This window comes from Polystyrenella longa (assembly GCF_007750395.1).
Classification (GTDB): domain Bacteria; phylum Planctomycetota; class Planctomycetia; order Planctomycetales; family Planctomycetaceae; genus Polystyrenella; species Polystyrenella longa.
Genome location: NZ_CP036281.1, coordinates 82,687 through 106,276 on the forward strand (window position 1 = coordinate 82,687; position 23,590 = coordinate 106,276).

17 protein-coding genes are annotated in these 23,590 nt (G+C 49.1%); 9 read left to right on the forward strand and 8 right to left on the reverse strand.

From position 1 onward, the window contains the following. Nucleotides 1–120 precede the first annotated feature (120 nt). The 4 genes from Pla110_RS00300 to Pla110_RS00315 all read left to right on the forward strand — a co-directional run bounded on the left by Pla110_RS00300 (nucleotide 121) and on the right by Pla110_RS00315 (nucleotide 6,454). Nucleotides 121–1,170 (forward strand): sulfite exporter TauE/SafE family protein, encoded by a 1,050-nt coding sequence (locus Pla110_RS00300; RefSeq protein ID WP_144992041.1) that lies wholly within the window; start codon nucleotides 121–123, stop codon nucleotides 1,168–1,170. Between the two features lie 39 nt (nucleotides 1,171–1,209). Further along, nucleotides 1,210–1,992: a TrkA C-terminal domain-containing protein gene (locus Pla110_RS00305; RefSeq protein ID WP_144992043.1), complete on the forward strand. Its 783-nt coding sequence runs from the start codon at nucleotides 1,210–1,212 to the stop codon at nucleotides 1,990–1,992. Between the two features lie 347 nt (nucleotides 1,993–2,339). Next, nucleotides 2,340–4,490: an HAD-IIB family hydrolase gene (locus Pla110_RS00310; RefSeq protein ID WP_144992045.1), complete on the forward strand. Its 2,151-nt coding sequence runs from the start codon at nucleotides 2,340–2,342 to the stop codon at nucleotides 4,488–4,490. Next, on the forward strand, nucleotides 4,487–6,454 hold the full coding sequence (locus Pla110_RS00315; protein WP_144992047.1) for an alpha-amylase family glycosyl hydrolase: 1,968 nt from the start codon (nucleotides 4,487–4,489) through the stop codon (nucleotides 6,452–6,454). Before Pla110_RS00310 ends, Pla110_RS00315 begins: the two co-directional genes overlap by 4 nt. A 37-nt stretch (nucleotides 6,455–6,491) precedes the next feature. On the opposite strand, the gene Pla110_RS00320 is transcribed toward Pla110_RS00315, so the two are convergent. Both Pla110_RS00320 and Pla110_RS00325 read right to left on the reverse strand, forming a co-directional pair. Then, a complete protein-coding gene (locus tag Pla110_RS00320) occupies nucleotides 6,492–9,425 on the reverse strand; it encodes a hypothetical protein (RefSeq protein WP_144992049.1) in 2,934 nt (977 codons plus the stop codon). 714 nt (nucleotides 9,426–10,139) lie between these two features. Next, nucleotides 10,140–14,903, reverse strand: coding sequence for an FG-GAP-like repeat-containing protein (locus Pla110_RS00325; protein WP_144992051.1), 4,764 nt, complete (start codon nucleotides 14,901–14,903; stop codon nucleotides 10,140–10,142). Nucleotides 14,904–15,572: 669 nt separating this feature from the next. Between Pla110_RS00325 and Pla110_RS00330 the strand changes: the two genes are divergently transcribed. From Pla110_RS00330 to Pla110_RS22480, 5 genes are all read left to right on the forward strand, one after another. Then, nucleotides 15,573–16,055 (forward strand): hypothetical protein, encoded by a 483-nt coding sequence (locus Pla110_RS00330; protein WP_144992053.1) that lies wholly within the window; start codon nucleotides 15,573–15,575, stop codon nucleotides 16,053–16,055. 31 nt (nucleotides 16,056–16,086) lie between these two features. Next, entirely contained in the window at nucleotides 16,087–16,359 is a 273-nt protein-coding gene (locus Pla110_RS00335) for a hypothetical protein (protein ID WP_144992055.1), read from the forward strand. A gap of 251 nt (nucleotides 16,360–16,610) precedes the next feature. Next, entirely contained in the window at nucleotides 16,611–17,192 is a 582-nt protein-coding gene (locus tag Pla110_RS00340; protein ID WP_197440408.1) for a polymorphic toxin-type HINT domain-containing protein, read from the forward strand. Nucleotides 17,193–17,352: 160 nt separating this feature from the next. Beyond that, a complete protein-coding gene (locus Pla110_RS00345) occupies nucleotides 17,353–17,682 on the forward strand; it encodes a hypothetical protein (RefSeq protein WP_144992059.1) in 330 nt (109 codons plus the stop codon). A gap of 541 nt (nucleotides 17,683–18,223) precedes the next feature. Then, nucleotides 18,224–18,679: a transposase gene (locus Pla110_RS22480; RefSeq protein WP_261342456.1), complete on the forward strand. Its 456-nt coding sequence runs from the start codon at nucleotides 18,224–18,226 to the stop codon at nucleotides 18,677–18,679. Between the two features lie 25 nt (nucleotides 18,680–18,704). Here the strand turns inward: Pla110_RS22480 and Pla110_RS00355 are convergent, their stop codons facing one another. The 6 genes from Pla110_RS00355 to ffh all read right to left on the reverse strand — a co-directional run bounded on the left by Pla110_RS00355 (nucleotide 18,705) and on the right by ffh (nucleotide 23,203). After that, nucleotides 18,705–19,157, reverse strand: coding sequence for a DUF6896 domain-containing protein (locus Pla110_RS00355; RefSeq protein ID WP_144992061.1), 453 nt, complete (start codon nucleotides 19,155–19,157; stop codon nucleotides 18,705–18,707). 246 nt (nucleotides 19,158–19,403) lie between these two features. Then, a complete protein-coding gene (locus tag Pla110_RS00360) occupies nucleotides 19,404–19,811 on the reverse strand; it encodes a YraN family protein (RefSeq protein ID WP_144992063.1) in 408 nt (135 codons plus the stop codon). Between the two features lie 189 nt (nucleotides 19,812–20,000). Continuing rightward, nucleotides 20,001–20,360 (reverse strand): 50S ribosomal protein L19, encoded by a 360-nt coding sequence (rplS, locus tag Pla110_RS00365; RefSeq protein WP_144992065.1) that lies wholly within the window; start codon nucleotides 20,358–20,360, stop codon nucleotides 20,001–20,003. 95 nt (nucleotides 20,361–20,455) lie between these two features. Further along, entirely contained in the window at nucleotides 20,456–21,160 is a 705-nt protein-coding gene (trmD, locus tag Pla110_RS00370; protein WP_144992067.1) for a tRNA (guanosine(37)-N1)-methyltransferase TrmD, read from the reverse strand. A gap of 71 nt (nucleotides 21,161–21,231) precedes the next feature. Next, nucleotides 21,232–21,633, reverse strand: a complete 402-nt coding sequence (gene rpsP, locus Pla110_RS00375) for a 30S ribosomal protein S16 (protein ID WP_144992069.1) — start codon at nucleotides 21,631–21,633, stop codon at nucleotides 21,232–21,234. 91 nt (nucleotides 21,634–21,724) lie between these two features. After that, on the reverse strand, nucleotides 21,725–23,203 hold the full coding sequence (gene ffh, locus Pla110_RS00380) for a signal recognition particle protein (protein WP_144992071.1): 1,479 nt from the start codon (nucleotides 23,201–23,203) through the stop codon (nucleotides 21,725–21,727). Between the last annotated feature and the right edge of the window lie 387 nt (nucleotides 23,204–23,590).

Genomic DNA, 23,590 nt, shown 5'->3' on the forward strand with positions numbered 1-23,590 from the left:
TGCCTTCCTATAACGGGAAACGGACGCCATTATCAAACTCCATTTTGAAAGAAAAAGTATCTTAATTCGATCCTTTGACGAATTCTTTCCCTGATTTCTCCTGTTAACCTGTGTGAACACATGCGATTTCGAACCCCCGATAAAAAGTCTCCCTGGATGAGTCAGAAGGAACAACTCCGACTGGTTATGCTGTGCGTTGCGCTGGTTTTGGTCGTACTGGCAATGCAGCGTGCGTCGGAACCGGAGTCCTGGGGCTGGTTGATTCCTTCTGAACAGCCTGAGAATCTGGAGCAGGATTCTGATCAGGTGGTGATCACCCTGACAGGCGAAACTGTCCCCGAAGGCTCCGATCCAGCCAACTCGCAAGTCCAACTGACGACCGAACTCCCTCCCCTGTTGACCGGCGACGAACGGGCGGCGATTGAAGACGATTACCTGGGGCTTAAGAAAAATGAAGAACCGCTGTTCCAGCATGCTGTCCAGAGACTAGCCGAAACGAATCGAGGAGTGCTCCAGCTGAATGCAGATCGATCTGGGGCCTACCAGGTCTGGATGGCCGAAACAGATGCCTGGCGTGGAAAACTAATTGAGTTCGAAGGGACCGCGAAACGAATTATTGCACGAGAAGATCAATCGAATGAAGGTGTAGATCGGCTCTATGATCTATGGGTGGTGACTCCGGGGTCGGGATCAATGCCGTTGCACGTGGTGACGGCTGGATTACCCAGCGAATGCCCCACGGGCGATGGATTGAATACCCCTTTGAATCTGATTGGCACCCTCTTTAAGCGAGAGGGTTACGCAGCCGAAGGAGGATTGCGGACGACCTTGTTAATTGCCGCTGCGCCACCGACGTTGGTGGGGGCTGCCTCTACGGTCCGTCCGCCCAAACGGCTCGTACCCCTGATGGGGGCGATGGCGATCGTACTAAGTCTCTTCATTTTGTATTCGCTGTGGAACACATTTCGGGCCATAACCAAATCAGCGGTGCATCCTTCGCTTCAGTCGTCCGATGACCCTGATCCTGATTTTTCACTGATAGAAGCGGAGGACCTCGATCAGGAAAATACGGCTCAGATCGATTTGCAAAATATGGAATCGCAAGAGGTCGAATCTAATAGCGTTGAGTTTCCAAACGAAGATAATTCAGAGCAGCAATTGGGGCAGTAACCAGAACATCGATTTTCATTCCAGCTCGAGTCATTCTCTATGTTCGCGATCGTTTCACTGGTTTTAATCATCATTATTTCGATGATCGTCGTGCGCGTGGCGACTGTCGCCTTGACGCTAACGGGCCTGTCGAATGAGTTGGCTCGCTTTCAAGCGCGGTCCGCCTTCACGAGTACCGGGTTTACGACAAGCGAAACTGAGAAGGTAATGCGTCACCCGGTCCGTCGCCGGATCATCATGATGTTGATGTTGTTCGGGAACGCCGGAATCGTGACGGCCGTCTCGTCGTTGATTCTCTCCTTTATCGACGCCGATATGACGCCGGCCTTCTGGTTGAGAATCTTCGCGTTGATTTTCAGTGTGACTATTCTCTGGATGGTCTCCCACAGCGCCTGGATCGACAACCACATTTCAGAATTCATCAAGTGGGCTTTACAGCGATGGACCGACCTGGAACTGCGCGACTATGCCGGGTTGCTACACCTAACGGACGACTACATTGTCGTCGAGATGAGCGTTCAGGAAGATGACTGGCTGGCCGATCAATCGTTAATTCGATTGAAGCTGACTGACGAAGGGGTACTGGTGCTGGGGATTGAACGCGCCGACGGTGTTTATATTGGAGCCCCGCGTGGTGATACGGTTCTGGGCGTCAACGATGTCCTGCTGTTGTACGGCAAGGCGGGGACTTTGAAGAACCTCGACGAACGCTGCAAGGGAGCCGAAGGCAACTGGGAACATCATAAAGCGGTCGAGCAACAGCAACAGGTGATACTGAGTGAACAGGAAGAACAGGAACTCCACGAAAAACCGGCCCCCTGAGCGGGGAATAGTGAAACTGTTAACAACGCTGAAATCTGATAACGTGAAATCTGTTCCTGTTTCTGTTAAACTGTGTTCAAGTACACCCCTCCTCAACAACCCTTCCCCTCCATTGGGTTACAGAGAGCACATTGTTGAAGTGAAAGCAAACCCGGCGTGCGCTGTCGTGGAATGCCTGTCCTGATGAGCAAGGATTTTCCTGCTCCCCACGGACTACTTTGAGGAAATGTGCCCTGTGATTTATATCAATCATGGAACCTTTTCAATATTAGACAATGCCTGGTTTGCAGTTAAGACGGAAGACAGACAACTGTTTCTGCAGAACTGGTGACGCCGCAGGTTAATAAATGAAAAAAAAGGAAGATTTAAAGATAACGTTGATCAGTCTGCATGGGCTGATTCGAGGTCATGAACCTGAGTTGGGTCGAGATGCTGATACCGGAGGACAAATCAAATACCTGATCGAGCTGGCAAAAGAGCTGGCCGCGCACTCTCATGTACGCGAGGTAGAGTTGTTAACGCGGCAGATCATCGATCCGCGCGTCTCGGATGACTATGCCCAGTTGGAAGAGCCATTGGCGGACAATGCCCGCATCGTCCGGATCCCCTTTGGGCCAAAACGGTACGTCAAAAAAGAATCGCTTTGGCCGTACATGGAGCTGTTCATCGATCAGACGCTCCAGCATTTTCGCCGGACGGGATTGCCCGATATTATCCACGGACACTATGCCGATGCCGGTGCCGCGGGAGCTCAGTTAGCGCGACTGCTTCACATTCCCTACGTCTTCACTAGCCATTCTCTGGGCCGCGTGAAAAGAGAGCGTTTGTCCCACAGCAATGCCGACATGGACAAACTCGAACGCAAGTACCACTTCCGAACACGTATCGAGGCGGAAGAGTTTGCTCTGGAAACCGCTTCGATGGTCGTGACCAGCACGAATCAGGAAGTGGAACAGCAGTATCAAATGTACGACCATTACCAGCCCGAACGGATGGAAGTGATTCCGCCGGGAGTGGATCTGACATCGTTCATGCCGATCGACAAAGACTGGGAAACACCGACTTTCGCTGAGACGTTGAATCGTTTTCTGCGAGAACCGGACAAGCCCATCATTCTGACGGTGGCACGACCGGATGAACGTAAAAATCTGGAGACGCTGGTCAAGGTATATGGAGAAAGCGAGCAACTACAGGAACTGGCCAACTTGGTTGTCGTGATGGGGTCGCGAGACGATTTTCGTGAGATGCCTAAAGGGCAGCGAACCGTCATCAAAAACGTGTTCCACCTGATCGACAAGTACGACTTGTACGGCAAAGTTGCTTATCCCAAGACGCACAAATCCGACGACGTGCCCGAGCTGTATCGACTGGCCGCATTCACACAAGGTGTCTTTATCAATCCGGCGTATACGGAACCATTTGGCCTGACTTTGCTGGAAGCAGGGGCAACTGGTTTACCCATCGTAGCGACCAACGACGGCGGACCGAGGGACATCATCTCTAACTGTCAGAACGGTTTGTTGATTGATCCGCATAGTCATGAAGATATTGAGCACGCGCTGCTACGGGTACTGACCGAGAAAGATCAATGGAAAACCTGGTCTGAGAATGGTATCAACGGAACGCGGAAATATTATTCCTGGGCGAACCATGCGAACCGCTACCTCCGTGACTTGGATGACATCCTGGAACATTCTCCACCGCCGGTTCTCAAAAACACGACAGTCAAACGGCGACTGCCTGATTTCGATCGATTGATCATCACCGATCTGGATAACACGCTGACTGGCGATGACGAGTCGTTGCAGCAATTTATCGAGATGATGAAGGAAAACGATCACATCGGATTCGGGATCGCCACGGGACGCCGCTTGGACAGTGCCATGGAGTTGATCAGCGAACTTGGGCTTCCCCAGCCCGACCTGATCGACACCGACTGCGGTACAAAGTTGCACTACGGTGAAAATCTGACCGTCGACAGCAGCTGGCAGAAATCGATCGGGTACGCCTGGAACGCGGAAGGGATCCGAAAAGTGATGGCTGAACTCCCCGGGATCAATCTTCAGGAAGAGGATTGTCAGTCTGAGTACAAAATCAGTTATGAACTCGACACCCGGACCTGTCCTAAGATAACAGTCATCAAAAAAACGCTACGCGAGGCCGGATTGCGTGCTAAGGTTGTCTCGTCCCTTGGTATGTATCTGGATGTGATCCCCGTGCGGGGAGGAAGCGATCTCTCCATGCGACATGTGCTCTGGAAATGGGGTTTTTCCCCGGAAAGAGTATTGGTCTCCGGAGATTCAGGTAACGATGCCGGCATGCTGCTCGGCAGAACACTCGGAGTGGTCGTGGGCAACCACAGTCGCGAACTCCGTCGGTTACGCAACAGACCTCGTATCTACTTCTCGGAAGCGTCACACGCCGCGGGAATTCTTGAGGGTATCGAGTATTACAACTTTCTGAATAACATCATTATCCCCAACGATAAAACCGAATGAGCACCACGCAGGATGACATCAACTTTAAGGCTGATCTAACCCTCAAACGGCTGCAATCATCGCTCACCGAAGTCTGGCAACGAAATCAAGTCGACGAAGTCAAACAGCATGAGTTTGAACTTCGTTTGAATGAATATTGGCGTCCACTGTTCCGGATCCTGTATCACCTTTACAGCCATCGATACGACTTCTTCTATCACCTCGAGCAGATTGTGACAACCGCCGCCCAGGGTTGGGCCGACCGCGCAGAACCTCTCTGTAAACTCGACCGGAAACGGGTCAACGACCCGAACTGGTTTCAATCAGAGCGGATTTGTGGTGGTGCGCTGTATGTGGACCTCTTCGGTGAAAATCTGAATCAGCTCCGTAAGCATGTTGGCTACTTTAAAGATCTCGGCCTGACCTATTTGCACCTGATGCCGCTCTTCGCCGTTAGGCCCGGGAACAGCGACGGTGGGTACGCGATCAGCAACTACCGCTCAGTGGATCCACGTCTGGGAACGATTGACGATTTGCGATTACTGGTGGACGACTTGCGCGAAGCGGGCATTTCGCTGGTGCTCGACTTCGTCTTCAACCATACATCTGACGATCATGAATGGTCGCGACTGGCGCAGTCCGGTAACCGCGAGTACCAGGAGTTCTATTATATCTTTCCGGATCGAACTGAACCGGATAAGTACGAGCATACGTTGCGTGAAATCTTCCCCACGGTTCGCCGCGGGAACTTCACCTGGCACGACGGGATGGAGCAATGGGTCTGGACTTCGTTTAACAGCTTTCAATGGGATCTCAACTATTCCAACCCCGCTGTCTTCCGAGCGATGCTGGAAGAGATGTTATTCATTACTAACACGGGTGTTGATATCCTGCGTTTGGACGCGGTCGCTTTCATCTGGAAGAAGATGGGCACGACCTGCGAGAACCAACCCGAAGCTCACATGTTAATTCAAGCGTTCAACCTGCTCTCACGGATAGCGACCCCCAGTTTGCTCTTTAAGTCGGAAGCCATCGTGCATCCGGATGAAGTGGTCAAATACATTGGTGAAGAAGAATGCCAGATTTCCTATAACCCAACGCTGATGGCGCTGCTGTGGGAATCGCTGGCCACCCGCAACGTCAAGCTGCTGGTGCAGTCACTGAGTCATCGATATCGGCTCCCTCCGAATACGGCTTGGGTGAACTATCTTCGTTGTCATGATGACATTGGTTGGACTTTCGACGATGCCGATGCGGCGATGATCGGTATCAATGCCTACGATCATCGGCAGTTCTTGAACTCCTTTTACACGGGACAGTTCGATGGATCTTTTGCTCGAGGAGTTCCCTTTCAGGAAAACCAGCAGACGGGCGATATGCGTATCTCCGGAACAATGGCTTCTCTGGCCGGACTGGAACAGGCAATCGAACAGGAAGATGAAGATAAGAAAGAGCTGGCGATTCGACGTATGCTTCTGCTGCACGGTGTCTCACTCAGCATTGGCGGAATCCCCCTGCTCTACCTGGGCGAAGAATGGGGGATGCTTAACGATTACGACTTCGTGAAAGACCCCGTGAAGGCAGGGGACAGTCGTTGGATTCATCGCCCCAAAATGAAATGGGAATACCTCGACGAGCTGGATGATCACATCGACTCGGGGAGTGGTTCTATTCGAAAACGAATTTTCCGTTCAACACAAAAACTGATCGCCCTGCGTAAATCTCATCCCGCGCTTGCGGGACAGGAAATGGATCTGGTCCGCACCGGAAATGAACATATTCTGGGCTACATTCGCTTCCACGACGGCAACCGACTGATCGTGCTGGCGAACTTCTCGGAAATTCCACAGACGGTAGATGGCAACATCATCCGGACAGCAGGCCTGGGGCACTTCTTTGAAGACATGATTACCAACCGAGAATATGCAACTTCCGAGCATTTGCAGATCGAGCCTTACCAAATTCTCTGGCTCGACCGTGTCTAACGCGCCCTGCCCTAACGTCTAAGTCACAATTTTTGTCTTAACTCAACAAGTCGTCCGATTCCTCTTTCCAGTTGGCAAACACAGGGTCGGCTATTGGAGAGGCGACGGGAATGCCGATGGAATCGGCCTTTTTGACAGAGAAATTGTCGAACCAGCTGAATGCGTTCGCGGCGGCGACACCTACAGTCTCAATTTCCCGGGGATCGACATCGACCGAAGTTGAAACGACTTCTTCACCATCGACGGATAAGGTCGCAAAACCGAATGTATAGTCGATGTGCAGTGTCAGATCGTAAAACTGGTTGAAGTTAATACTACGCCCCGAATTATCCCAGTCTTCCATCGCCAGGACATTATTCCAAGTGCCGTTGAAGTGTCCAATGACCCATTGGTTCTGGCCCGTATAGAACCCGGCGTACTTGAAATCGTTTTGACTCTTATAATCGAAGATTAAGAATCCATCGTGCCATCCATTCGAAATCTGGTTTGAGCGAATACTGGCCGAAATTTCGATTGCTTCGGAGCCATCCAAATCAACTGGAACGTAAGCGGTAGCCTGGCCGCCTCCGTTAGAGGTATTAATGCGTAAGAGCGGGTCGTCTGTGGGAGCGACGACTTTCCAGGGAAGTGGTTTGTTGTAGTAAAACTTCTGTGCTGCTCCGTCATCAAAAGTTTCTGTAAAGGGAAGAGAAACTGCTTTCCCCGTTTCGACAGTTACATCGACTTCAAGGTTGTCAAAACGAGTGATCGCGTTTTGCGCAGCGACTCCTACGGTCCCATTACCGACACCGTTTTCAAAGCTGCCGCTTGCGACGATGATTCCGTTGGCCCGCAGCGTGACTTCATTCCCGTCAACGCTGATGTGTAAATTGTAAGGAATGTTGACACTGATTTCTTGTCCGATGTCGTCCCAGTCATTTTGTGCAACACGATCTCCCCAGTTGCCCTGATAATGACCGATGACCCACTGGTTTTGCCCCGTAAACATCCCTGCATATTTAAAATCGGTTGGACTCTGGTAATCGAAGACGAGGAATCCATCCAACCAGCGACCAGGCCCGCCCATCGAGGTTACGAGTGCTGACATTTCATAAGAATTGGGCATGGGCCATTCGAAGTCGATATAGCCGATACCAAGTCCCTGATTGTCGGAGGCATCGATTTGAAGGTAGCGTTGATCTTCGTAAGTATCGACGGTCCATAAATGGGGATTTGTGAACAGGAATCGGTCGGGCGTCTCACTTGCGAAATCCTGATAATAAGGAAGGCTCGTTGGTGCCCCTTCGTCGATTCTCTCTCCCACGAATAGGTTATCAAATCTGGTGACAGCGTTAAAAGAAGCGATGCCGACTTGTCTATTATTGATCTGGGAATCAAAGGTGACCTGCGTGAGGAACTCTCCATTCACCGAAAGAAAGACGGTAGCACCTTCACTTCGAAGATGGATTGTGTAGGGAACATCAGCATCAATTGTTCGACCTATATCGTCCCAGTCCACTTGGGCAGCCCGGTTTCCCCAATGGCCCTGATAGTGTCCAATGATCCATTGATTCTGTCCGCCTAAAAAACCGGCGTATTTGAAATCGGTTTCACTTTGGTAATCAAAAATGAGAAAACCGTCTAACCAGCTATTCAGACCACCCACCGAAGTAACCTCTGCGGAAATCTCGAATATTTCTGGGAGCGGATCTGATGAATTCCAGACGGCGGTACTTAATCCGGTACCGCCTGCGTTGCTGAACATGAGCTGTTTATTGGAAGAGGCTTCTACTGTGGATGTAGATCCGGGGTTGTTAATAATCAGATTGGCGGGAAGACCAAAATCGAAATCGGCCTGATACAATTTGGAGATCCCGAGGGAGTCCACGCTTTCAGGAGTGACCTTCCATAAGTACATAAAAGGAGACTGCTGACTCTGCTCATTCGCTGAAATAATGGAAGTGCCAGGGCCAATTTGAGCATCCGCCTTCCCCTTAAAGCTTCCTGACATATAAATGGAATCATCATCAGCGACTACAAGATCCAAAGCAGAGTTCGGGCTGTAATTATACTGGGTTTTAAAAGTCCCATCTAAGGTTGCTGCCCAAATGACATTGACATTGGTGTCCAGAGAGAAGATCGCAGAGGAATAATTATCCATATCTAAAATATAGGTGTCTGGGCCAGGATCAATATCCGATGTACCAAACAGCGAAGCTCCAATGATGAGATTCTCCTGTTGATCAAAATCGATACTCGCTATAAGAGGGCCTCCACTACTACCCTCCATTGAACCGGCCCAGACCAGATCGCCATTCGTGTCGAAACGAGCAATGAACGTCTCAGACTTAGTGAGAGAGGCTTCAAGAATATTCGTGTTTACAGTGGGGTCGAGATCAACATTTCCTCGAAACCTGCCAGCGACGAAAATATTCCCAGCGGAATCTATGTTAATAGAATTGGCAGAATCTCTTTGGACATCTCCGAATGTATGGCCCCATTGTAACTCTCCTGTTGAATTCAATTTCGCTAAAAACACATCGTCGAGACCATTACTCGTTCGAATATCACTGTCGTTACCGTATTCGAAATCGATCGTCCCTTTGAAGTCTCCGAGGACGACAGCATTTCCATTCTCGTCAAGTGACAATCGCACAGAGCTATTTCCATCTGAGATGGCGAACTGCTTGACCCATTCCCGGGTTCCGGTATTGTCCATTTTGAGAACGAAGCCATCGACACCTCCTGAGGTGCTTTCATAAATAATCTCGTCCTCACCTGTCCCTGATTTCAATTCACCTGCAAACCGTCCGCTGATATACATGTTTCCATCGAAGTCGATTTTCATCTCGTCGGCCACCGCCGTAGAGTATTCCTCCTGAACCAGGTACGTGTTGATTACATTTCCGTCGCCATCTATCTTCAAAATATTCCTGAGATTCGAGCTTTGAAAGCAATAAACGTTATCATCACCATCTATGGCTAAGGCCATAATATGTCCCGCAGGGTTGTTAGATGTGGAATAGCTACGTACCCATTCAAAACCACCCTCAGGTCCTACTTTTACTAAGGCAAAAGAACCTGCAGATTGAGCGGAATCAAGTTCCACGACGCCGGGACCGGGATCAAAGTCGACTTTGCCAACGTACCTGACGATGGAGTATGAATTGCCTGCCGAATCGATCGCAATTTCCTGACCCTCTGACAGGTAGGGAACGTTGACATCCTGTGGTCCGGCAGTGTATGCGAACCCTGTAGATTAAAGCAGCAGCCGACTTTCCAGACTGTCGAATTGTCGCAGTGCGTTAGCCCTAGTTTCTATTCGGTTTTCCGAGAGTCGACGAAGTGAAGAGTTTGACCGAATATAGGAAGACGAATTCAACCAGGAAAATAAACGCATTATTCTGACTCCAACTATAAAACAGATGCGAGAGAGATATCGATCAAGGTCTTTGATGAATACGCCCGAATCGCAACTCGATAAACATGAAAACGGAGAGAATTGCTCGGATGCGTGAATATTTAGAATATCTGCAACCGTTTAAGTGTCGACGTCATAGAAAGAATCAGGTACTGCATCTCCATCCGGAAGTCGTTGAAAGGACTTAACGCAAGCCAATTGTGATTTTACTGGGTGCAGGCGGAGCAAATGCACTTTTCAAATCGAGCTCTCACAATTCATCTGCTCTGAGAAGTGATCCTATTTCTAACTTAATAAGTCGTCCGATTCCTCATCCCAGTTGGCAAAGACCGGATCGGCTATGGGTGAAGCAATAGGGATGACGAGTGGTCCCGCTTCTTCAACGGTGAAGTTATCAAACCAGCTGAAGGCATTCGCGGCGGCCACACCCACTGCCCCCTTTTCGATTTGCGAGTCGAAAAAATAGTTGAAGATCTCTTCACCATCGACAGAGAATATGAGGTAGTCGTTATCCATGTGAAGTTCAAGGTGGTAGAACTGATTGAAATTGATCTTGCGACCGGAGCCGTCCCAGTCGAGGGTATCAAATCTGTTGTTCCAGTTCCCCTGGAAATGACCGAGGACCCATTCGTTCTGACCTGTATAGAAACCGACGTACTTGAAGTCGTTTTCATTCTTATAGTCGAAGATTACAAACGCGTCGTTCCAACCATTGGTGACCTGGTTGGAACGGACATCGACCGAAACTTTAATCGCTTCCGCATCAGTACTGTCAATGGGCACAAACGCCAGGCCGGTACGGCCTGATCCAGCCGTGTTCACGCGGAGAACTTTCTCAGCACCAAAGTTGGCGATACCCCAGGCACCGGGCAAGTTGTAATAAAAGTCCTGCGCTGCTCCGTCGTTGAAGTCGTCACTGTAAGGGAGCGGTAACTCTTTTCCCTGTGGGACATCCAGATCGATATGCAAATTATCGAACCGGGTTACTGCGTTCTGGGCGGCCACGCCGACGGTGCCGTTAGTGATCCCGCTGGCGAAGGTCGCGGACAAGGTCGGAATTCCATCGACACGTAGCTCAACATCGTTATCATCGACCGTCACATGCAGCGTGTACGCTTTGCTGGCATAGATTTGATTTCCCACATCGTCCAGATCAACCTGAGCGAGTCGGTTCGTCCAGTTGCCCTGGTAATGTCCGATCACCCATTGATTCACGCCGGTGAACATACCCGCGTATTTGAAGTTGGTCGGGGACTGGTAATCGAAGATCAGGAACCCATCCAGCCAGCGGTTGGGCCCGCCCATCGAGGTTACGAAAGCTGACATTTCATAAGAATTGGGCATGGGGCGATCAAAGTTAAGGTGGCCTATGCGGAGACCCTTGTATTCGGATGCATCTACTTGCAAAAAAACTTCATCGTCAGATGACTGTATTGACCAGGATTCAGGTTGATCGAACTCAAACTGATCAGAACTGCCGTCATTGAAGTCTTCTCTATATGGGAGAACTAATGGAGCCCCCTGATCAACGTCTTCTCCAACGATAAGATTATCAAACAGGGAGACTGCGTTGTATGTTGCAAGCCCGATCCGACCCTCATTGATCGGTTCAGTAAATGTGGCTTGCATCATCAGTTTGTTATCGACGGACAGAGCAACGTTGTCTCCGTCAATGGTCAAGTGCAGCGTGTATGCAGTACCGATATCAATGCGTCGACCATTTTCATCCCAATCGACTTGAGCTAAGCGATTTTTCCAATCGCCTTGATAATGTCCGACTACCCACTGATTCTTTCCAGCAAAAAAACCAGCATATTTGAAGTCAGAATTACTCTGATAGTCAAAAACCAGAAATCCATCGGCCCAATGATCAGGATAACTGAGAGGTGTGACTTCTACAGAAAGTTCTAATTTTTCAAGTAGTGGAAGGTCTGTTTTCAGCGTTGCCACACTGACTCCTTCTGGATCACGCACTCCTACCGACAGGAGACGATTTCCATCACGTCTTTCTAGATAAGAGAAGTTTTCCGGCAAATTCATCAGAAAGTTACCACGATGACCTGCTTGAAAGTCCTCGTGAAATGGAACCGTTAGATACTGGTTGAGCCAGACCTCGTTGTGGGAGTTTCCGTTTTTAGTGATCACGGCATCCAGATCGTTGTCACCATCCAGATCTCCGAATGCCACGCTGATCGCCGATCCTAATCCTAACTGTTGCTGGCTGTCGGTGAATCGTCCAAAACCATCATTCCACCAGACGCTGGTGAAGGAAAGGCTTCCTCCCGTCACCATCAGATCCAGGTCACCGTCTCCATCAAAATCTCCGAAGTCACCTTCCCAACCCATTCCATTGTAGACATAAAACTCTTGGGTGATTGTGAAGATACCAGTACCATCGTTCGTCATGAGGACGTCCGGGTTGTATAGTCGGGTGATGAACGCGTCGAGATCACCGTCGCCATCCACGTCACCAAGTTGGACGCTGGCCAAATCGTTGGAAGTCAGAGCGAGCGTATGATACAGCGTAAAAATTCCATCGCCAACATTTAAATAAACTAAGCCCTCTCCGCTGGAATCAGTCATAATAGCATCAAGATCACCATCACCGTCCAAGTCACCTAGATCAACGCCCCATCTGTTGCCATCAATATTCTCTGCGAGAGATTGACCCGAATCAGTGAAGTTGGCATGGCCATCATTGAAATATATTCGATTTCCATGCGTGCTGTCGTTGGTAGTAACCACAGCGTCGAGATCGCCGTCACCGTCCAAGTCCCCCAATCGGACAGTGCGGCTGATTTCATTAGAAAGGTTTTGACCTCCGTCAGTAAATTGTCCACTGCCATCATTTAGCCAGACGGCATCGGGAAAAGACCGCGATGAACCCCGCGCAATGATAATATCGAGATCTTCATCTCCGTCCAGGTCGCCGACAGCGACGCCGGCCCCCGAAGGTATCCGCTGAGAGCTCTCCGTGAACGTGCCATCGCCGTTATTGAACCAAATACGGCTCCACTCACTTATGTTGGCAAAAATAATATCTAGATCACCATCATTATCGAGGTCAGCGAGTTCCACGTCTCGGGTGCTGTCATCGCTCAGCTCTTGGGCACTGTTGATAAAAAACCCTGGAGCGGGTGCAGAAGTGAGAACTACGAAATCGTTATGTGTCGCACGGTTATTGGAAAGATCAGGATCGGCTCTGCTTGCGGAACTGACCGTCGCGAGATTCGTAATGATATCACGAACGCTTTGTTTGATTGTCCCCGTGAGGGTATAGGTGATTGTGGCCCCGACGGGCAATTCGACTATCTCATTCAGCGGACTGTTTCCGGAGTCCGATCCCGTTGCCCCTCCACTAAGAACCGCAGTCCAGGAGATATTGGTCATGAAAGCAGCGACGTTATTCTGAATGAGTGCATCAGTTACGTCGTCACCACTTTCGTTACTAACAGTGATCGTATAGGAATGCTGCGCCCCTTGTTCTACGGTGGCCTCGTGGGCAACGTTAGTGATGGCGAGATCCGATTCAGTCTCCAACTTCTGACTGAGTTTCAAGATATAGCCATCCTGATCACCGAAACTTTCTCTTGAAGTCGTTCCAACACCAGGATCGAAATCGGGAGAATTTTGAAAAGGACCGACGACGAATATGTTCTTATTTTGATCTACAACAATTCTTCGAGTAAATGTATATCCGTCGTCGCCATAATTCACTGATTGTTTATAAGTGCCGTCGTCATTCAAGATCAGGACATAACTGTTTGCAGTGTCAGATAGATTAATGACTCCAGATCCAGGATCGAGATCCGTGCCTTGAGATGCGTTAGCTGCAATATAGATAATACCTGTATGGTCGACCTCTAAGCCGGTAGCATGATCGGCTCGGTCTGAGCCATATGTTTGGGACCAGATGTGGTTTCCACTGGCATTCAATTTAAGCACAAATATATCGGTTCCGCCGAGTGAAGTACTGTTGCTCGTACCTGCCCCGGGATCAAAATCGACAGTTCCTTCAAACTTTCCAAGAAGGACGACATTACCGGAAGAGTCGACCTCTATTCCAATGACCTCTTCTGATGAGGTCGTTCCTAAGGTTCGAGTCCAAACGAATTCGCCATTATTGTTCAGCTTGTTTATAAAGACATCTCTCCCACCGTTACTCGATAAATCGAATGTGCCCGTTCCGGGATCGAAGTCTGCTGTGCCTTCGAAAAATCCAGTTGTGAATACATTTCCAAAGCTGTCAATGGCGATGCCTTCACCCTCGTCACGCCCGCTACCTCCCAACGTCTTTCCCCATTGGAATTGGCCTTGGCTGTCGAGTTTGATCACATAGGCATCACTGCCTCCAAAGCCAGTCAAGCTGTAGGGAATACTTCCGTAGTTGAATGTTAGAGGGCCACTGTCTCCATCGAAGCGACCAGTCACATAGATGTTACTGGCACTATCCACTGTGAGATCATAACTTTGTTCATAACTCGAACTTCCAAGTGTACGAACCCATTCGAATTGACCACTACTGTCCAACTTGAGGATGTAAGTGTCTACGCCGTTGTTCGTACTTACGATTTCATGAGTGTCCGGCCCTGGGGCAAAATCGACCGTCCCGCGAAAAGATCCAGTCAGGACAACACCATCATCTGGGGTGGCTTGCATTCCGGATACTGTTTCATACGAGGAACCTCCGAACGAACGGGACCATAAGCGGTCTCCCTCCTCGTTTAATTTGACAATGTAAACATCACTCAAGCCATTGCTGACGTGATTAACTTCCCCGGCGCTTGGATCCAGATCAGCTGATTCGAAAAAGTGGCCAGCAATGAAGCTGTTACCTGATGAATCTACTGCCACTTCGACTCCATCGTCATTTTCGACTCCGCCAAAAGTCGCGACGAAATCAAATTCTGGTGCCGACAACAATGTTCGATCTTCGAGTTGATCAAACTGTTGCCATCCATAAAGGTGGCGATTAATGAGAGCGTTTTGTTGGCGGGTGTGACGTTTCTTGTTGCGCAGCAGGGACGTAAGCCAAGAGGTAATGATCATGGAGATGAAGCCGCCGAATTGCGAAGTGGGATCAGCGCCCGATGATGTCGTCCGACAGAACCCACGCCTGAGGTGAATGAAGCAGAATGGAGTAAATAGTCAGGATGTGGCGATTACACCAGAGGAGTGTTGGGAAGTCAACACTAGGTGATCCGGCAGCGGCCTGGAGTCCCAATCCATTAGTTGCGAAAATCGTTAACTGAATGAGTTTCACTGAGTTTTAATCACTGAATGGTTCGTCGTATATAATTCCTATCACAAAAAAACTGGCAGCGGACTCGGGCCCGATGGCCCTGGGTTGAAGCAACATGGATTTAAAGCAGAAAAGTTTAGAATAAACAAGTGGACCGGACGTGTTACAAGCGGTCCTGAAACCCTCTGATGGGTGAAATACCGACCTTGTTTAAAAGGCTCTAAGAAAACCACAAGCAGGTTTCAGGATGGGTTCTAATGGAATGAGATCAGCAGATGGAAAGCTTCATTATCGGATTGAATCTGATCCCAGAAGTGTTGCACATATCAATGTTCAAGCGGGTAAAAGAATTGGACCACACTTTCTTTTCCCAGGAAATGAGAAAGCTATGAATAGCATTCTAGATCAGTTATTGTCGAATGTCAGATAACTAATCAGCGAGGATACTGTATTTTTTCAACTGGCGAGGAAACACTATGTCAGACGGATTAAATGATGAAATCTTGCATGAGTTATCTTCCCCAATAGCAACAGGAGACATCTCGATTTTTGAGGAGGACTTAATTTATGATGCAATTAAAGATAATTTCCCAATCGGAATGGGCAGAATTGATTGGAGCAAAGTCAAGCAACACAAATACCTGAACTGTTCTTGCAACTGTGACTTTGACCATTCTTTGCCGAAAGAAATAGGCAATTTCTTCCTCACATTCTTCAGAGATTTTAAGATAGACGAAAACAGTACTGTTTACGTTATGAATGACGATGCTTATTCGTTTGCATTCAGGATGCCCATTCGTATATTGATGAATGTATTGCATATTATACTAAGCTATCCGCAACATACTTATATAATCCCTGAGGATTCACATTGGTGCTTCCAATACACATGGGAGCAAGATCTCTATTGTGGGTTTGCTCCGAAATATTCGCAAGAAATGTTGGAACTAAAAGAATAAAGGGATTCAATTCCAAGAACGGAACATTTTGATGGAATTATCATTTACTACTCTAGTGCCAGTTTATAAAGCGTTGATTAATGGGGAAATGAATAGACAAGAAGCATCTGATTGGGCTATTAAATTAGATCAAGAATGGGATGAAGGTCTACATTCTGTTCCACCGACAGTCGATGTGCCGAGTCTGTCTGGTGCTATTAATATGTTAAGGGCTGCTGATTTCAAAGTTTCTCCAACGGAGTACTTCCATGCACCAGAAGAATTCCTTGACTATTACAACGAACATGTAAAACCCAATACTTGATGAAAATTGTTTCTGTCCAGAACCGGAATGAGGTGGATAAGACAATCCCAGCAGGAGAGAATTGCAAACGCTATAGTCAATTCAGGAGGATAACTCGTAGACTACTATAACCAGCAGAATGGCTTACTCTCCAAGATGCCGAGACTGGCAGAACGATCCCCCTCTTCATCCCGGAACTGGGTATTGATGCAGACGCCGAAGTCTTAAATATTGAAGCTTGTCCAGAGATCCCATCAGGTCCCGGTCGGGTGGTGACCGCGACATTCCGGCACTCCGGCAAAAAAGTGCTAGACGTCAAGATCGCTTCCGAAGCAGCATCAATCGGTGCCACACCCAATCACCCCTTCTGGTCAGAAGACCGGCAGGAGTTTGTCCGAGCGGATGAACTGAACCTATACGAGAGGGTGCGAACGTTAACCGGCGTCTCGATCGTTGAACAAATCCGCCTAAGACCCGGTTGGCATATTGTTTACAACATAGAAGTTAAGGGGGAACATGTTTATCATGTGGGTGCGGGCGGGGTGCTTGTGCATAATGCGGTCGAAGATTGCAGTAAGTATGCCAAGAGAATGTATAGAAGCAAAGGTGGAAAAGTTCTACGTCTTCGTCCGAATTCTAAAAGAGGTGGCGTATTGGGCCAGTTACCCAATGATGATCGGCACCTTTTGTATCATCATGATATTCACCTGAGGGACGGGCAGGTCAACACTTCTAATCGAACAGCGATGCCAATTCGTGAATGGTTCGAAGAATACAGAGAACTAAACAATTTTGGGTCTCTGAATGAATTAAGAAGATGGTTAGATATTACCGATGTTACCCCGGGACAGTAGAAAGCTCAGTTTGAAATCTACCCTGAAACCCTGTTGTGGCTCTTTAAGACCCTTGGACTATTAGAGAGTATCAGGATAGCTTATAGTATTCTGATATTATGGTTGACTTATGAAAACGGCTTCGGAGATATTGGTCCATCTAAATACAACGATGGAGCGAATGATTCAGAAACCTTGGATGTTCACGGGAAATGCCCAGGAGTTTGAGATACTTTGCAGAGAGTACGATAATATCATACTATTCATACTAGATGCAAATAATCTATATAAGTCATATGGGTCCGGTTCTTTATATCAGGGATATCTAGCCAAATATCATGACTTTGGTTCCGGTGCTTTTATAGAAACGTATCTCAACGATCTCATCGAAAGTGGTAAAGAGAGGCCCTCTGAGAGGGAACTCTTTGAAATGTTTTCAGATCACTGGAGAGCCTATCTCCTATGGAGAAATACTGAGCTCAGAAAACACGACATATCGATGCCACAATAACCCAAAACTTCCAATCAGATTAATAGTGTACTGTCGCTAACAGATGGGAACTTATTCAATGGGCCGTAGCCGGTAGAATAAGCAGGTTCTGCTTCATTTCTGCCGGAATGATAAGGTCCTGTATTTGCGAGACAGTACAATAGGTGTTCTTCAAGTAGATAGCTATTGGGATGATGACATCCTACGAACCTTTTTTCTTTATGGTCGCTCAGAGCCATTTAAATAATTACACCATTGATTAGAGGAATTCTTGAATTTCTTTGGTAGATTGTTCTGTTCTGTTCATAATGACAAATTTGAACTTACAGAGTACTTCATAATAACATTGTGGAGAATAAAGAATGATTTTTCTTTGCGGAGTGTACGAGATAAGCGAAGGTGGCGAGTATAGAAGTTACGATGACCTAACAGCCCGTTGAAATTCTCCCTACGCGCCGGAATTCTCAATTGATATCTTTTCTCCCACCGAATTCAATCGCAATGGTTAACGGAGGAACGACATGTCACTTGGAAAACGCAAGCACGAACGGCAGGAATCACTCTGGGTCGAAACACGCAAGCTGACGTCGCCCGGGCGGTAACCAATAACCGGCAACGTATGAGACGCCGTAAAGGCAAGCGATTGCAGCGGCAACGCAGCGAAAAGGTGGAACGGAGTTTCGCCCACACCTGCGAGACGGGCGGAGCCAGGCGAACCTGGTTACGCGGCATCGAGAAGATCAATAAACGCTATCTACTGCAGGCAGCGAGTCGAAACCTGGGGACCTTGATGCGGTCGCTGTTCGGAACAGGTAGTCCGCGGGGTCTGCAGGGGGCGATGGCGGGGTTGTTGGGGCTTTATATAGCCATTATTAAGTGGCTTTGCGGTTTGCCCGGAGCTTCATCGCGGTTCAGATCGGTCCGGACCAACAATCGGCTGATAAAAACCGCCCATGAAAACCACCGTCACTATTTACCGACAACCCAGCGGATAGTGATGTTTTCAACGGGCTGCTAGTGCCCTTTCTACTTCCTTCACTAATTCAAGTTGTTTCTCGGTTATTAGCAGCGGGAGAGGTATTGTTTTCGACCAGATAATAGAGATGCGGGCCAGGTTCCCACTTCGGCTTGATCGCTCCTCCCTTAGTTACTAACGAGTCGATATCAGTTTGTAGCTGCTCTTCAGTGAATTTCTTTTCATCGTTTTTATTTCTGGATTGAATATACAGCGAAAGTCTAAACGCATCAAATCCATCAATTCGTCCGTCGGGACCAAAATCAAAGTCGTAGATTTGATTCCCCACTTGCATGCGACAGCCGACCCCATGGAATGAAAACCGGATGCGTTTTGCCGGGCAATCAATAATGGCTGAGCAGGGAATTCGATCTTCCTGATTGAGCCAAAGATCGTCGACACCATAATGGTCACATATGGCGTTAACGTTATCGCGAACTCCAGATAGGTAATGTTCGATGATGTCGAGCGTGGTTGTCATAAAATACTCTCGACGAGAGTTGGCTAATCGGTTGGAAATGTAAATCTAGCTACTCAAGACAGGCTAGATCGAAAGAAGGAGATGTAGGTGAGCACATTTCTCCTAATCAAGTAGATGCTAAGGTGTTATTCAATTCCGTTGTATCATCAATGAGGCAGCCCCCCCCCTCTTTTTTTGATGCCATTGATTCAATAAATTCTCTTCTAATTATATCACTAATTGTTTCGGAGAACGCCCTCCAACTCATCACGAATACATCTGCCCGCGGCCGGGTGGTTCGAAGGCATTTTGAATGTGGTCGATCTGTGGTTCTTTGGCTTCGTCTGGCCAGAGGATGGAGATGACGTCAAAGCGGGCTCGGTGATCGAGTAGCTGATTGGTTTTCAGGTACGACAGGCCGACGCGTGTGAGCTGAGATTGCTTGTGATATCCCACTGCTTCGTGGGGTTGGCCGGAGCGGGTTGTCTTGCGGGTTTTGACTTCGACGAAGACCAGCAGGGGGCCTGCTTCCGTTTGCTGACGGGCGATGATATCGATCTCGCCGAGGTTGTTAGACCAGTTGCGGGCGACGATCTGGTAACCCTGGCGGCGAAGATAACGGGCGGCGGCGCGTTCCCCTTTGTTGCCCAGTAGTTTTGCCAGCCAGCCTCGCATCGGAGTCCCCCTTGATGCATTCCAGTATAAACTGAGTGCGCATAAAAAACACGAGGACATCGCGAAAGGGATGACCTCGTGGGGTGGAATAATCTGATTACTCAACTGGGGAATTTAATTCGGTGCCATCGGAGACGGGGGCTCAAAGGGGCTGCCGAATAAATTCCGGGTTCAAAATCGAGTCGATGATTACTCGTTTTTGGCGCGACGTTCGGCCAGGCGGGTAGCCTTACCTGTACGATCACGCAAGTAGAATAGTTTGGCGCGACGGACGACACCGTGGCGGACGATTTCCAGTTTGGCCACTTTGGGAGAGTGAACCGGGAAAGTACGTTCGACCCCTTCGCCAGCGACGATGCGTCGAACGGTGAAGGTTTCGCGGGTTCCGCCGCCACTGCTGGCAATGATCACACCAGAGAAAATCTGGATGCGTTCTTTCTGGCCTTCCAGAATTCGCGTATGCACATTGACGTTGTCGCCGATCTCGAATTTCAGCGGTTCTTCCCGCAGACTATCTTTCTCGACAAGTTTCAGAATTTCCTGGCTCATGATTCCACCCTTAGCGAATAGGACTGAGTTTAATTTGGTTTGTAATTATCTTATTTAAAAACTGTTCGCCCCGTGAACGAGGTCGCATCTTTCGATCAGGACTCGGGCAGTTCATCCTGCTGATCGAGGAGATCACTTCTTAATTCACGAGTACGAATCAGACTTTGTTCTTTGCGCCACCGTTCAATTTCCTGATGGTTCCCGCTCAACAGAACGTCTGGAACCGACATGCCCCGGAATTCCCGTGGGCGAGTGTACTGCGGATGTTCGAGTAGTCCCTGGTGCGAAAAGGAATCGTACTTGGAACTGGTCTCGTCTCCGAGGACACCCGGAATTAATCGGATGACGGTATCGACGACCAGCATTGCAGGGACTTCACCACCGTTGGCAATAAAGTCGCCTGCTGATATCTCCAGAGGTTTCAACCCCTCTCGAATGCGTTCGTCAAAACCTTCGTATCGTCCACAGAGCATGACCAGTCGGTCGTACTCTGCCAGCTCTTCGACCAGATTCTGATCGAGTTGCCGTCCCTGGGGGGTCATCATGACCAATTGCCCCGGCTGCTCCCCTTCGTTCTGGACTGCTTCGACGCAGTCGTAAACAGGTTGACAGCCAATCAACATTCCCGGTCCACCACCGTAAGGTCGATCATCAACGGATTGATGTTTATCGGTGGCCCATTGACGGAAGTCCCAAGTATTCACTTCCACCAAACCATTTTGTATGGCCAGCTTCAGTAAAGACTGTTGCAGGTATCCGTCAAACAGACCGGGAAACAGGGTGAGAATATCAAATCGCATGGTTCATCCAGTTCGGGTTCACCTGGTGATACTGCCCACCCTCAATGACAGACTTTAGAAACAGAGCGAGATTACTCTTCGCTGGCTTCGGCAGTCTCGGCGGCGGGAGTTTCTTCGGTTGTTTCTTCCGCAGCGGCTGTTTCCCCTTCGGGAGCAGCTTCTGGTTCCGGTTCCGGCAGCGGCTTAGGGGCCTGCATCGGAGGTGGAGTTTTTACACTGCCGAATTTGTTTGTTTTGACCTTTTTGATCAGAGTGCCAACTTTGTCGGAAGGTTGAGCTCCGACAGAAAGCCAGTACTCAATCCGTTCCATGTTGAGTTTGACGCGTTCCGATTTGTCGGTGACCATAGGGTCGTAGTGACCGAGTTCCTCAATGGTTTTACCATTTCGGGGAGATCGGGCGTCCATTACGCAAACCCGGTAAAACGGGCGATGCTTACGCCCCAGTTTTTTCATACGAATTCGAACTGCCACGAATTAACTCCTTGAAGGAAAATAGAATGTCTGTAGTTGAATTAAAATTATGTTTTTGAAACCGCTTGAAACGGTCTATCGGTTGTTCTGACTATTTGCGGCGATTTTTCTTACGCGCCTGCTTCTGTTTTTTATTCTGTTTCCGTTTTTCTTCTTTGGAAACCAGTCCACCCCGCTTGCTGCGGTTTTTCTCTTTAGGAAGTGCGCCACTCGGATCGGACATTCCCATTTCCTGCATCTGTCGCATCGCTTTCCATTGATCTTTCATACCCCCGCCTGCCATACCTTTCATCATGCCAGCAATGCTGTCGTACTGTTTCAACAGCTGACTGACGTCGGTCGGGTCGCAGCCACTTCCGATAGCGATGCGATTACGGCGATTACGATCGATTTTCTGCGGATTCTCCCGCTCGTCCATGGTCATGGAACCGATGATCGCTTCGATGCGGCTCATTTCCTTGTCTGCGTCTACATTGTCCGCAGCGTCGAGCATGCCTCCCATACCAGGAATCATCTTCATGATTTCCTTCATGGGGCCCATACTGCGGACTTTTCGCATCTGATTGCGGAAATCCTCGAGGGAGAACTTCCCTTCGCGCATCTTTTGCTGCTGACGTTCCATATCGTCGGCATCAAATTCACGCTGCGCTTTTTCCATCAGCGTTTGCAGGTCGCCTCCGCCCATGATCCGGCTGGCCATCCGGTCCGGGTGGAATTCTTCAAGACGATCCAGCTGCTCACCGACACCGATAAACTTGATCGGCACGCCAGTGACCTGTTTCACCGACAGGGCGGCACCCCCACGTGTGTCACCGTCCATTTTGGACAGGATCACCCCATCGATTTCGAGGGCTTCGTTGAATGTTTTGGCACTGTTGACCGCATCCTGTCCGGTCATCGCATCGCAGACGAGCAGCGCCTGGTCGGGACGGACTTTGCGGTCGATCGCTTCCAGTTCGGCCATCAATTCGTCGTCGACATGCAAACGACCGGCGGTGTCGAGGATGACGATATCGGCGTCGCCTGTTTTCTTCGCCTGCTTAACCCCGTTCTGGCAAACCTTGAGGGGAGAGCTCGTTTTCGGGTCTTCGCTGTAGACCGGCACGCCGATCTGCTCTCCGATTACACGCAACTGTTCAATCGCCGCAGGACGCTGCAGGTCGGCCGCGACCAGTAACGGTCGATGACCTTGTTCTTTGAGCAGGCGGGCCAGCTTACCGCAGGTGGTCGTTTTACCTGAACCTTGCAGTCCGACCATCATGATAACGCTGACATCGTTCCGTTTGATCGCCAGGCTGTGATCAACGGGGCCCATCAGGTTGACTAATTCCTGATAGACAATACCGACGACTTGTTCGGTAGGGTCCAGGGATTTGAGGACTTTGTCCCCAACCGCTTCTTCAGCGACTTTGTCGATGAACTCTTTTGTGACATCATAGCTGACATCCGCTTCCAGCAGCGCCTGTCGAACCTGTTGTAACCCGTCGCGGATATTCTTCTCCGTTAACTTCCCACCAATGCGGAAAGCGGAAAAGGCTTCGTTCAGGTTTTTAGTTATAGATTCAAACATGACAACTTAACTGGCTTCCGCTTTCGGCTCTCCCGGTTGGAGATGGCGCGAATACGGCGAAATAAATAGGTTTCAATGCGGATTTAGATAGTAAGGCACTCGCTCGCCATGACAGGTGGGGGGACACCTTCTGGATCTAGGGCGAGAAACCGAACCGGCTCTGTCTCGTTGGGGGACCAATCGTTGGAACAACTTCACCAGAAAAAGGATCATTTCCAGCCCGGTATCTTCAACTCGGGCCTGATTCTTTCTGTGGGTGAGTTTCTGCCGGTAACTGTTGGTGCTGTTCTTGTTTGCACGGTCGTTATAGCGGCAGAATGTCCAAAAATGTCGGCAGGAAAGTTGATAGAGCTTCCGTTCGCAGTCCAGTCGCGTGACTGTCTCCGC